This window comes from Methylorubrum sp. SL192 (genome assembly GCF_026672325.1).
Taxonomy (GTDB): Bacteria; Pseudomonadota; Alphaproteobacteria; order Rhizobiales; family Beijerinckiaceae; genus Methylobacterium; species Methylobacterium extorquens.
This window is the reverse complement of the sequence record NZ_JAPPQV010000003.1, coordinates 4292715-4305294: the sequence shown is the minus strand read 5'-3', so window position 1 is coordinate 4305294 and position 12580 is coordinate 4292715. Positions and strand designations below refer to the sequence as shown.

Genomic DNA, 12580 nt, shown 5'->3' with positions numbered 1-12580 from the left:
CGGCCATGCAGCTCACCGTCTGGACCTATGAGGGACCGCCGCATATCGGCGCCATGCGGGTCGCCACCGCGATGGAGGGGCTGCACTACGTGCTGCACGCTCCCCAGGGCGACACCTACGCCGACCTTCTCTTCACGATGATCGAGCGGCGCGCCAAGCGCCCGCCGGTCACCTACACCACCTTTCAGGCCCAGGATCTCGGCCGCGACACCGCCGCGATCTTCAAGGATGCGGTCGCCGCCGCCTACGCGCGCTTCCGGCCCCAGGCGATGATCGTCGGCGCCTCCTGCACGGCGGAGCTGATCCAGGACGATCCGGGCGGGCTGGCCAAGGCGCTCGCTCTGCCGATCCCGGTGATCCCACTGGAGCTGCCGGCCTATCAGAAGAAGGAGAACTGGGGCGCCTCCGAGACCTTCTACCGGCTGGTGCGCGCCCTGGCCGGATCGCCGGCCGAGCGTTCGCCCCGCGACGGGCGGCGCCCCGCCTGCAACATCCTCGGCCCCACCGCCCTCGGCTTCCGCCACCGCGACGACCTGATCGAGGTCCGACGCCTTCTCGACGGCCTCGGGATCGCGGTGAACGTGGTCGCGCCGCTTGGCGCGACGCCGGCCGATCTCGTCCGGCTCGGCGAGGCCGATTTCAACATCGTGCTCTATCCCGAGGTGGCGCGCAGCGCCGCGCAGTACCTCGAAAAGACGTACCAGCAGCCCTTCGTCGATGTGGTGCCGATCGGAGTCGGGGCGACGACCCGCTTCGTGGAGGCGGTGGCGGCCCTGGCCGGCGTCGATCCCGCCCCCGTCCTCGCCGACGCGCCCTCGCGCCTGCCCTGGTACAGCCGGTCGGTCGATTCGACCTATCTCACGGGCAAACGCGTCTTCGTGTTCGGAGACGCCACCCACGCGCTGGCTCTCGCCCGCGTCGCCGCGCACGAACTCGGCTTCAAGCTCGTCGGGCTCGGCACCTACACCCGCGAATTCGCCCGCGAGGTCCGGGCGGAAGCCGCGCTCCACGGGATCGAGGCGACGATCACCGACGACTACCTCGACGTCGAGGCGGCGATCCAGGCGGCCGCCCCCGAACTCGTGCTCGGCACGCAGATGGAGCGCCACATCGCCAAGCGGCTCGGCATCCCCTGCGCGGTGATCTCGGCGCCGATCCACGTCCAGGATTTTCCCGCCCGCCACTCGCCGCAGATGGGGTTCGAGGGCGCCAACGTCCTGTTCGACACCCTCGTGCACCCCCTGATGATGGGGCTGGAGGAACATCTCCTCGGGATGTTCCGCGAAGATCCCGAATTCCACGATGGCGCCGCCCCGTCTCATCTCGGCCGCGGGCCGAGCGGGACGGCGGACGCCGTGGAACGGGCGCCGAAGACTCCCCCCTCGCGTCGGCGCCCGTTCCACCCCCCATCCAGATCCAGGGCGCCGACGCGGTCCGCACCGCGCCGTGGGCACCCGATGCCGAGAAGGAGCTGAAGAAGATCCCGTTCTTCGTGCGCGGGAAGGCCCGCGCCAACACCGAGCGATTCGCCCGAGAGCGGCAGCTCCCGCTCATCACTCTCGAGACCCTTTACGATGCCAAGGCGCATTTCGGCCGATAGGCCCACCATCCGCGTCGCCATCGTCACGCTCGACAATCACTTGGCGAGCGCGGTGGAACGGGCGCGCCTGCGGCTCGCGGCCGAGATGCCGGGGCTCGCCCTGAGCTTTCACGCCGCCGCGGAGTGGGAGACCGACAAGGCCGCGCTCCGGGCCTGCGAGGCGGAGATCGCGCGGGCCGACATCGTCCTCTCGGCGATGCTGTTCCTCGACGAGCACGTCCGGGCGATCCTGCCGGCGATCCAGGCACGCCGCGCGAGCTGCGACGCGATGATCGGCTGCCTCTCGGCCTCCGAGATCGTGCGGACGACCAAGCTCAATCGCTTCGACATGAGCGGGACCAAGCGCTCGGCCCTCGACTTCCTGAAGCGGCTGCGCGGCAAGCCGGGCGCAGAGGGCAACGCCGCCCGGCAGATGGCGCTGGTGCGCAAGCTGCCGAAGATCCTGCGCTTCATCCCCGGCTCGGCGCAGGACGTGCGCGCCTATTTCCTCACCCTGCAATACTGGCTCGCGGGCTCGGACGAGAACGTGGCGAGCCTCGTGCGCTTCCTCGTGCAGCGCTACGCTGCCGGGCCCCGCGCCATGTGGCGTGAGATCGCCGCGGCACCCGCGCCTCAGCACTATCCCGAGACCGGCCTCTACCATCCGCGCATGGCCGACCGCGTCGGCGAGAGCCTGTCCGCCCTGCCGACCGTGCCGGGCGCCCGCGGCCGCGTCGGCCTGCTGCTGATGCGCTCCTACGTTCTGGCCGGTAACACGGCGCATTACGACGGCGTCATCGCCGCCCTGGAAGCCAAGGGTCTGTGCGTGGTGCCGGCCTTCGCCGCCGGCCTCGACAACCGCCCCGCGGTGGACGCCTACTTCACGGTGAACGGCCGGCCGGCGATCGACGCGCTGGTCTCGCTCACCGGGTTCTCGCTGGTCGGCGGCCCGGCCTATAACGACGCGGCGGCGGCCGAGGCGACGCTGGCGCGGCTCGACGTGCCTTATCTCGCCGCCCACGCGCTGGAATTCCAAACGATCGAGCAATGGGAGGCGGGCAGCCGCGGCCTGTCGCCGGTCGAGGCGACCATGATGGTCGCGATCCCCGAACTCGACGGCGCCACCGCACCGGTGGTGTTCGGCGGCCGTTCCTCGGCCTCCGGCCTCGGCAATGCCCGCGACATGCGCGTGCATCCCGAGCGCGCCGAGCGGCTCGCCGCCCGGATCGATCGGCTTGTTGCCCTGCGGCGGCGTCCGAAGCGCGAGCGGCGCCTGGCCGTCATCCTGTTCAACTTCCCGCCCAATGCCGGCGCCACCGGCACGGCCGCCTTCCTCTCGGTCTACGCCTCGCTGCTGAACACCCTGCGCGGCCTCAAGGCCGAGGGCTACGACGTCGCGGTGCCCGACAGCGTCGATGCGTTGCGCGAAAAGATACTCGGCGGCAACGCCACCCGCTACGGCACGCCGGCCAACGTCCACGCCCGCATTCCGGCCGAGGATCACGTCCGCCGCGAGACCTACCTGGCCGAGATCGAGGCGCAGTGGGGCCCGGCCCCCGGCCGCCACCAGAGCAACGGCGCCGACATCCTCGTGCTCGGCGCGCAGTTCGGCAACGTCTTCGTCGGGGTGCAGCCCGCCTTCGGCTACGAGGGCGACCCGATGCGGCTGCTGTTCGAGCAGGGCTTCGCGCCGACCCACGCCTTCAGCGCCTTCTACCGCTGGCTGCGCGAGGATTTCTCGGCCGACGCCGTGTTGCATTTCGGCACCCACGGCGCGCTCGAATTCATGCCCGGCAAGCAGGCCGGATTGTCGGAAGCCTGCTGGCCCGAGCGGCTGATCGGTGCGCTGCCCAACATCTACCTCTACGCCGCCAACAACCCGTCCGAGGGCACGCTGGCCAAGCGCCGCTCCGCCGCGACGCTCGTGAGCTACCTCACACCAAGCCTCGCCGCCGCCGGGCTCTATCGCGGCTTGAGCAACCTCAAGGCCTCGGTCGAGCGCTGGCGCGGTCTCGAACCGGAAGCGACGGCCGAGCGGACGGCGCTCGCCGTAGTCATCCAGGCGCAGGGCGCGGCCGTCGATCTGGTCCCGGCCGAGCCTGCCTGGGAGGGCAATCCCGCCCCGCACGTCACCGCGCTCGCCGCCGCTTTGTTCGAACTCGAGCAGACGCTGATCCCGCACGGCCTGCACGTGATCGGCCAGGGGATGGTCTGCGAGGAACGTGTCGATCTGCTGCTCGCCCTGGCGGAGGCCTCGCACGGGCTGAAGCCCGCCCGCACCGGGATCGAACTCCTGATCGAGGGCGCGTCCCTCAACGAGGCGCTGGCCGCCGCGGGTCTGCCCGCCGACGAGACCCACCGGGCCGCCTTCGCCGACCTCGCCCGGATCGATGCCGACCTCGCCCGCGACAGCGAGCTGCCCGCGCTGATGCGGGCCCTCGACGGGCGCTTCGTGGCCCCGGTCGCGGGCGGCGACCTGCTGCGCAATCCCGGTATCCTGCCCACGGGGCGCAACCTGCACGGCTTCGACCCCTACCGCCTGCCCACGGCCTTCGCGCTGGCCGACGGAGCCCGCCAAGTGGCGCGGGTGCTGGAGCGTTACCTCGAGGAAGGCCGGGCCCTGCCGGAGAGCGTCGCGCTCGTCCTGTGGGGCACCGACAACCTGAAGAGCGAGGGCGGCCCCATCGCCCAGGCGCTGGCGCTGATCGGTGCGGCGCCCCGCTTCGACGGCTACGGTCGCCTCGCCGGGGCCGAGCTGATCCCGCTCGAACAACTCGGCCGCCCGCGCATCGATGCGGTGGTCACGCTCTCCGGCATTTTTCGCGATCTTCTGCCGTTGCAGACCAAGCTGCTCGCGGAAGCGAGCTTTCTCGCTGCCAGCGCCGAAGAGCCGATCGAGCGGAACTTCGTGCGCAAGCACGCGCTGGCGATCCAGGCCGAGCAGGGCTGCGACTTCGAGACGGCGGCCCTGCGAGTCTTCTCCAATGCGGAGGGGGCCTACGGCGCCAACGTCAACCATCTCGTCGAGTCCGGCCGCTGGGACGACGAGGACGAACTCTGCGAGACATTCTCGCGCCGGAAGAGCTTCGCCTACGGCCGCACCGGCCGCCCCGCGCCGCAGCGCGACCTGATGAAGGCGGTGCTGGCCCGGGTCGATCTCGCCTACCAAAACCTCGATTCTGTCGAACTCGGCGTCACGAGCGTCGATCACTACTTCGACGGGCTCGGCGGCATGGGCCGGGCGGTGGCCCGCGCCCGCGGCGGGGCGGTGCCGATCTACATCAGCGACCAAACCCGCGGAGAGGGGCGCGTGCGCTCGCTCGACGAGCAGGTGGCGCTGGAAACCCGCACCCGTATGCTCAACCCGAAATGGTACGAGGGCCTGCTCGGCCACGGCTATGAGGGCGTGCGCCAGATCGAGGCGACGCTGACCAACACCGTCGGCTGGTCCGCCACCGCCGGCGCGGTGCAGCCCTGGATCTACGAGCGCATCACCGAGACGTTCGTGCTCGACGACGCCATGCGCGACCGGATGGCGACGCTCAACCCCACGGCCTGCGCCAAGGTCGCCAGCCGCCTGATCGAGGCTCACCGCCGCGGCTTCTGGACTCCCGACCCGGCGATGCGCGACGCGCTCGACCGTGCCGAGGAGGAACTGGAGGACCGGCTGGAGGGCGTGACACCCGGCATCACCGCAGGAGTCGCGGCATGAACATCGCCATCCGAAATCCGGTCCCCGTCCGCCGCGAGGAGGGCAGCCTTCAGGTCAGGCTCGACCCGAACGACCGGATCGAGACCGCCAAGGTCTTCGCCGTCTACGGCAAGGGCGGCATCGGCAAGTCGACCACCTCCTCGAACCTCTCGGTCGCCTTCTCGAAGCTGGGCAAGCGCGTCCTGCAGATCGGCTGCGATCCGAAGCACGACTCGACCTTCACCCTCACCAAGCGCCTCGCGCCGACCGTCATCGACGCCTTGGAGGCCGTGAACTTCCACTCGGAGGAGCTGCGGGCCGAGGATTTCGTGGTCGAGGGCTATAACGGCGTGAAATGCGTCGAGGCCGGCGGACCGCCCGCCGGCACCGGCTGCGGCGGCTACGTCGTCGGGCAGACGGTGAAGCTCCTCAAGGAGCACCACCTTCTGGAGGATACCGACGTCGTCGTGTTCGACGTGCTCGGCGACGTGGTCTGCGGCGGCTTCGCCTCGCCGCTCCAGCACGCCGACCGCGCGCTGATCGTCACCGCCAACGACTTCGACTCGATCTTCGCGATGAACCGCATCGTCGCGGCGATCCACACCAAGTCGAAGAACTACGGCGTCCGGCTCGGCGGCGTCATCGCCAACCGCTCGGCTAGGACCGACGAGATCGACCGCTTCAACGCGGCGGTGGGCCTGCGCCGCCTTGCGCACTTCCCCGACCTCGACGTGGTGCGGCGCTCGCGCCTGAAGAAATCGACGCTGTTCGAGATGGAGCCGACGCCGGAGCTGAAGGCCGTCACCGACGAGTACATGCAACTCGCCGAGACGCTCTGGGCCGGCGCCGACCCCTGCGAGGCGGTGCCGATGAAGGACCGCGACCTGTTCGAATTCCTCGGATTCGATTGATGAGCACGCCCTACCTCACCCGCCGCTCCCAGTTGGAGACCTACTTCGACCGCACCGCGGTCGAGGCGTGGTCGCGCCTCACCTCCGATGCGCCGGTCTCTAAGATCCGCGCCACGGTGCGGGCCGGGCGTGACACCATGCGCGCCAACCTCCTCGGCTGGCTGCCGGCGGATCTGACCGGCCTGCGCCTGCTGGATGCCGGCTGCGGCACCGGGGCGCTCGCGGTCGAGGCCGCACGCCGGGGCGCGGCGGTGGTGGCGATTGATGTCTCGCCGACGCTGATCGGGCTCGCCCGCGAGCGGCTTCCTGTCATCGACGGCCCCGGCTCGGTCGAATTCCGGGTCGGCGATATGCTCGATCCCTGGCTCGGCCGCTTCGACCATGTCGTCGCGATGGATTCGCTGATCCATTATCAGGCGCCGGACATCGTCCGGGCGCTGGCCGAACTGTCGCTGCGCACCGATGGCAGCCTGCTTTTCACCGTCGCCCCGCGCACCGCGCTGCTGACGCTGATGCACGCGGCCGGCAAGCTGTTCCCAAAGACTGATCGGGCTCCGGCCATCGTTCCGATCACGGAGAGCGGCCTGCGGCGGCGCATCGCCGGGGAGCGGGCACTAGCCCGTTTCGCCGTCGCGCGGACGCAGCGGGTGAACAGCGGGTTCTACCTCTCGAACGCGATCGAGCTGCGCAAGACGGTATCGCCCGCGATCGAGACCGGGGCCGCTCGATGAAATCCGGCCTCGCCATCACCCAGGCGCTGCTCCGCCTTGGCCCGGCGATCCTTCCGTTCGCCGACGCGGCGACGAAGGAGCTGCCGCTCGGGCGCCTGATGCGGCTCGCGCTGTTCCAAGTCACGGTCGGCATGGCCGCCGTGCTGCTGATCGGCACGCTCAACCGGGTGATGATCGTCGAGCTGTCGGTGCCGGCCTGGATCGTCGCCGTGATGCTGTCGCTGCCGCTCCTGTTCGCGCCCCTGCGGGCGCTGGTCGGCTTCCGCTCGGACACGCACCGCTCGGTGCTCGGCTGGCGGCGCGTCCCCTACATCTGGTTCGGCACGCTGCTGCAATTCGGCGGGCTGGCGATCATGCCGTTCGCCCTGCTGATCCTGTCGGGCGACACCACCGGTCCGCTCTGGGTGGGTCATGTCGCGGCCGCGCTCGCCTTCCTGCTCGTCGGCGCGGGGCTCCACACCACGCAGACCGTCGGACTGGCGCTGGCCACCGACCTCGCCCCTGCGCATGCCCGCCCGAAGGTGGTGGCGCTCCTCTGCGCCATGCTGCTCGCTGGCATGATGGGCAGCGCCGTTCTGTTCGGGCTGGCGCTGGCGAATTTCTCGGCGGTCCGCCTGATCCAAGTGATCCAGGGCGCGGCGCTGGTCACGATCGTGCTCAACGGCGTCGCCCTGTGGAAGCAGGAGCCGCGCGATCCGCACCGCACCGACCGAGCGGCGCCGCGCCCGAGCTTTTCCCAATCCTGGCGCGGCTATGCCGGGGAGGGCACCGCACGTCGGCGGCTCGCGGCGATCGCGCTCGGCACCGCGGCCTTCTCGATGCAGGACATCCTGCTCGAACCCTATGGCGGCCAGATCCTCGGCCTCACGGTGGCGCAGACCACGGCGCTCACCGCGATGCTTGCGGCCGGCGGCGGGCTGGGGCTGATTGCAGCGGCGCGCTGGCTCAACCGCGGCGGCGACCCCTACCGGGTCGCGGCGACGGGCGCGGTGATCGGCATCGCCGCCTTCTCGGCGGTGATCTTCGCTGCACCGCTCGCCTCGGCCCGGCTGTTTGCGGCGGGCGTCACGCTGATCGGCATCGGCGGCGGCTTGTTCGCCCACGGCACGCTCACCGCCTCCATGGCCAAGGCCGGGCCCGAGGATACCGGCCTTGCGCTGGGCGCCTGGGGCGCGGCGCAGGCCACCGCCGCCGGCCTTGCCATCGCCGCGAGCGGCATCCTGCGCGATCTCGGCGCCGCAGTGGCGCAATCGGGGGCGCTCGGCGAGGGCATGAACGAGCCGGCCATCGGCTACCTCATCGTCTACCACGTCGAGATCGCGCTGCTGTTCGCCACGCTGGTCGCGCTCGGCCCGCTCGTGCGCGCGGACGCCGCCGGTTCCATCCGTCCGGATGAGCGGCGTTCCGGTCCGTTCGACCCCCTCGTCAATCGTCCCACCTGATCGGGAGGCCTGCCATGCCCAGAGGCGAGATCACCGGTTACATCGATGTCGCGCAGGTCACGCTCTACGCGTTCTGGATCTTCTTCGCGGGCTTGGTCTTCTACCTGCGCCGGGAAGATCGCCGCGAGGGCTATCCGCTGGAGAACGAGGCGGCCGGCCGGCTGAAGAGCCCGGACCCGATCCTGATCCCGACGCCGAAGGCCTTCCACCTGTCGAGCGGCCACACGATGTATGCGCCGCAGACCAACATCGCCTACGATACCGATGTGCCGAGCGCCCGCCGCGAGGTCTTCCCCGGCGCGCCCTACTTCCGCACCGACACGTCGCTGCAGGCCGGCGTCGGGCCCGGCTCCTGGGTTCCGCGCCATGACGAGCACGACCGGACCTGGGACAACGAGTACCGCATCGTCCCCTTACGCGTCGCCGATGCCTTCGTGGTCCACGAGGACGGACCGAACCCGATCGGCATGCCGGTCTTCGGCGCCGACCGGCAGGTCGCTGGCACCGTCGTCGATCTCTGGCTCGATCGCGGCGAATCCTTCGTGCGCTACTACGAGGTCGAACTCGGTGCGGGCGGGCGCCGGGTGCTGATGCCGGTGACCTTCTGCACCACGGGCCGCTTCTCCCGCACGGTAAAGACCGAGGCGCTGCTGGCGGCGCAGTTCGCCGACATCCCCGGCATCAAGGATCCGGATTCCGTCACCTTGCGGGAGGAGGAGCGGATCATGGCGTATTTCGGCGCCGGCACCCTCTACGCCTCGCCCGCCCGCCAAGAACCCATTCTCTGAGGGGCGATCCGATGAGCGACTCCGACTTCCTGCCCGAAGGGACGCTGCGGGGCCTGCCCGGCCCGTTGCCGCCGGGCGAGCGCATCCTGTGGCGCGGCGCCCCGACCCTCTCCGGCGTGTTGCTGCGCGCCTTCCACGCCCGGCTCGTCATGGTGTGGTTCGCCGGCACCGCCACGGTGCTGGCGATCGGCGCCGCCGCGAGCGGGGGGCCGGCGCGGGCGCTCGCCGTCGCGGGCCCGACCTTGCTGATCGGCCTCGCGGCGCTCGGGCTGCTGAGCTTCCTCGCCTGGCTCGTCCACCGCACCACGGTCTACACGCTCACCGACCGGCGCATGGTGCTGCATGTCGGCATCGCCCTGCCGATCACCCTCAACCTGCCGCTCACTCGGATCGAGTCGGCCGACCTGCGCCTGTTTTCCGACGGCACCGGCGACATCCCCCTGCGCCTGCCGCCGGGCGAGCGGGTCGCCTACCTGCATCTCTGGCCGCATGCCCGGCCCTGGCGGGTGAGCCGGCCGGAGCCGATGCTGCGCTCGGTGCCCGAAGCCCGGAGCGTGGTGGCCCTGCTCGCCCCCGCGCTCGCGGCGCAGGCCGAAGGTTCGGCCGGGGCGGCCGCCGAAAGTGTTGCCAAAGGTCCGGCGCGCGCTTTGGAAACCGCCGCGACGGGGCGTGCGAGCGCTGCCCCCGGCCGCCTCGCGACCGCCGGGGCCCGATAGCGGAGAGTGAGACCGATGCCCGTCGAGCTGAACTTCCGCCGCCCGCCGCAGAAGCCGCGATCCCAGCGGCCGGCGCTTCTGGCCGTCGCGGCCCTGCTCTCGGTGGCGATTGTCGCCGTCGCCCTCGGCCGCGGCCAGGAGACGGAGCCGCAGATACCGGCCGCCCACGCAGTTCAGACGCTCGCCTTCCACGCCGAGGACCAGCCGGACGGCGCCATCGACCTGCGCGCGGCGGAGAGCGGAACGCTGGTCGCCCGGATCGAGCCGGGACAGGACGGCTTCATCCGCGGCACGCTGCGCGGGCTCGCCCAGGCTCGGCAGCGGGAAGGCCTGAGCCGCGAGCCTCCGTTCACCCTCGCGCGATTCGACAACGGCACGTTGTCGTTGGAGGATGGCGCCACCGGGCGGAACGTGCCGCTGCTGGCCTTCGGCCCTTCGAACGCGAAGGCCTTCGCCCGCCTGTTGCCCGGCACGGAGCTGCGGTGATGGCTGCAGCGGACAGAAGGGAGGCGGACATGGCCTGGATCGGCAAGACGGTCGTCGAGGTGCCCTGCACCGTCGAGATCGAGCAGACGCCAGAGAGCCTGCACGCGCATGTGACGCTCGATGGCGGGTTTGAGATCGAGCCCGGCGACGAGGTTCAGGTCCACGACGCGCCGACCGAGGTGCCCTACGGCGAGCGCCTCACCGTACGCCGCACCGCCACCGTCACCCGCGCAGGCCGGCTGGAGCGGGCCTGGACCAAGCTGATCGCCCATCTCGAGCTGACCGAGCTCTACGAGGTGAGCTTTTCCGAACGGAGGAAGCTGTGAACGCCAACGTCCAGCCCCAACCGGCGACGGGAGCTCCGTTCCCGCGCCAGCCGCTCAACGACTCGACCAAGAGCGCGCAGCAGACGACGTTTCTGAGCCCGCGCTTCTACACCACCGATTTCGACGAGCTCGACCGCACCGATGTCGAGCCCGTGCGCCGCGAATGGGACATCCTGATCGAGGAGCTGCGCTCGGACCCGAACAAGCGCCACTTCGTGCGCAACGAGGAGTTCGACTGCGACCTCGCCGAGATGGACCCGGAGCTGCGCAAGGAATTCCTCGACTTCCTCGTCTCCTCGATCACCGCCGAGTTCTCGGGCTGCGTGCTCTACGCGGAAATGCGCAAGCGCGCCAAGAACAAGGACATCAAGGAGCTGTTCGGCTTCATGAGCCGCGACGAGGCGCGCCATGCCGGCTTCATCAACGACACGCTGAAGGACTTCGGTGTCGGCGTCGATCTCGGCTTCCTGACCAAGGCGAAGAAGTACACCTTCTTCAAGCCGAAGTTCATTTTCTACGCGACCTACCTTTCGGAGAAGATCGGCTACGCCCGCTACATCACGATCTACCGCGAGTTGGAGCGGCATCCGGAGCGGCGCATCCACCCGATCTTCAAATGGTTCGAGAAGTGGTGCAACGACGAGTTCCGCCACGGCGAGGCGTTCGCGCTGCTCATGCGGGCCAACCCGAAGCTGACGACCGGGGTCAACCGCTACTGGATCCGCTTCTTCCTGCTGGCGGTGTTCGCGACGATGTATGTCCGCGACCATTGCCGCCCGGCCTTCCACAAGGCGCTCGGGGTCGATCCGACCGACTACGATTTCAAGGTCTTCCGGATCACCTCCGAGATCTCGAAACAGACCTTCCCGATCACCCTCAATCTCGACGATCCGCGCTTCAAGGCGGGGCTCGACCGGCTGCTGGTCTGCGCCGACAAGATCGCCGCCGCCAAGGCGGAAGGCGGCCTGTCGGGCAAGCTCAAGCACGGTGCCCAGACCCTGGTCGCGGCGGCGACCTTCGCGCGGCTCTACCTCTTGCCGGTGAAGCAGAACGCGATGCCGGCCGACATCCGCCTCGATCCGGTCTGGTAGCATGGGCGTCTACGCCGTTCCGGCGCTCTACGCCGTCCTGCTGTGGTGGTCGGCCACCGGGCTGGTGCTGGTGCTCCAGCACCTGCCGCGGCGGACGCATGCCCGCAGCATGGTTGCAGCGAGCGCCGTCCTGGCCGGCGCGCTCTGGACCATCCGCGCGGTCGCGGATGACGACACGGAGACGGGCGCCTATCTCGGCTTCACCGCCGCGGTCATCGTCTGGGGCTGGCAGGAGATGAGCTACTATATGGGCTTCGTCTCCGGCCCGAAGCCCGCCGCGTGCCCGCCGAATCTGCGCGGGTTCGACCGCTTCTTCGCGGCGCTCGCCACCAGCCTGTGGCACGAATTCGCGATCCTGATCGGCGGGCTCGCCATCCTCTGCCTTACCTGGGGGAGGGGAACCGGGTCGCGCTCTGGACCTACGCCCTGCTCACATTGATGAACGCCTCGGCGCGGCTCAACCTGTTCCTCGGCGTGCGCAACCTCCACGCCGAGTTCCTGCCGCCGCATCTCGGCTATCTCGCCTGCTACCTCAGCCGGCGGCCGATGAACCCACTGTTTCCACTCTCGGTGACGCTGGGCACCGCCGCGACGGTTCTGCTCGCCCGCGGCGCGCTCGGGGATGCGGCCGCGCCGCAGACAGTGACGGGTTTTGCCCTGCTCGCGACGCTCGCGGCACTCGCCACCCTTGAGCATTGGTTCCTGATGCTGCCGCTGCCCTCGGCGGCGCTGTGGAACTGGAGCCTGCCCGGCCGCGCCGCACCCAGAGCGGCCGAGATGCCCGAAACCCGGGCAGTGCAGCGCGAATGAGGCGAGGCG

The 12580-nt window shown here is 70.2% G+C and carries 9 protein-coding genes and 2 pseudogenes; all 11 read left to right on the top strand.

Features of this window, described 5'->3' with window-relative positions; all coding sequences use genetic code 11:
- Positions 1–5: 5 nt before the first annotated feature.
- Positions 6–1600: pseudogene (bchB, locus tag OVA30_RS20730) on the top strand (ferredoxin:protochlorophyllide reductase (ATP-dependent) subunit B).
- Positions 1575–5291, top strand: coding sequence for a magnesium chelatase subunit H (locus OVA30_RS20725; protein WP_268176672.1), 3717 nt, complete (start codon positions 1575–1577; stop codon positions 5289–5291). Before bchB ends, OVA30_RS20725 begins: the two are co-directional and overlap by 26 nt.
- Complete coding sequence (bchL, locus tag OVA30_RS20720) at positions 5288–6181, top strand: ferredoxin:protochlorophyllide reductase (ATP-dependent) iron-sulfur ATP-binding protein (protein ID WP_268176671.1); 894 nt, start codon at positions 5288–5290, stop codon at positions 6179–6181. The genes OVA30_RS20725 and bchL overlap by 4 nt, the downstream gene beginning before the upstream one ends.
- Positions 6181–6912 carry a magnesium protoporphyrin IX methyltransferase gene (gene bchM / locus OVA30_RS20715; RefSeq protein ID WP_268176670.1) on the top strand — a complete coding sequence of 244 codons (732 nt, stop codon included), beginning with the start codon at positions 6181–6183 and terminating at the stop codon, positions 6910–6912. The genes bchL and bchM overlap by 1 nt, the downstream gene beginning before the upstream one ends.
- Positions 6909–8354, top strand: coding sequence for a BCD family MFS transporter (locus OVA30_RS20710; protein WP_268176669.1), 1446 nt, complete (start codon positions 6909–6911; stop codon positions 8352–8354). Before bchM ends, OVA30_RS20710 begins: the two co-directional genes overlap by 4 nt.
- 14 nt (positions 8355–8368) lie before the next feature.
- A complete protein-coding gene (gene puhA / locus OVA30_RS20705) occupies positions 8369–9142 on the top strand; it encodes a photosynthetic reaction center subunit H (protein WP_268176668.1) in 774 nt (257 codons plus the stop codon).
- Between the two features lie 11 nt (positions 9143–9153).
- Positions 9154–9858 (top strand): photosynthetic complex putative assembly protein PuhB, encoded by a 705-nt coding sequence (puhB, locus tag OVA30_RS20700; RefSeq protein WP_268176667.1) that lies wholly within the window; start codon positions 9154–9156, stop codon positions 9856–9858.
- A gap of 15 nt (positions 9859–9873) precedes the next feature.
- Positions 9874–10344 (top strand): photosynthetic complex assembly protein PuhC, encoded by a 471-nt coding sequence (gene puhC, locus OVA30_RS20695; RefSeq protein ID WP_268176666.1) that lies wholly within the window; start codon positions 9874–9876, stop codon positions 10342–10344.
- Entirely contained in the window at positions 10344–10670 is a 327-nt protein-coding gene (locus tag OVA30_RS20690) for a hypothetical protein (RefSeq protein ID WP_268176665.1), read from the top strand. The genes puhC and OVA30_RS20690 overlap by 1 nt, the downstream gene beginning before the upstream one ends.
- The gene (gene acsF, locus OVA30_RS20685; protein ID WP_268176664.1) at positions 10667–11761 is read left to right on the top strand and encodes a magnesium-protoporphyrin IX monomethyl ester (oxidative) cyclase; all 1095 of its coding nucleotides are present in this window, start codon (positions 10667–10669) and stop codon (positions 11759–11761) included. Before OVA30_RS20690 ends, acsF begins: the two co-directional genes overlap by 4 nt.
- 1 nt (position 11762) lies before the next feature.
- Positions 11763–12571: pseudogene (gene puhE / locus OVA30_RS20680) on the top strand (putative photosynthetic complex assembly protein PuhE).
- The last annotated feature ends 9 nt before the right edge of the window (positions 12572–12580 follow it).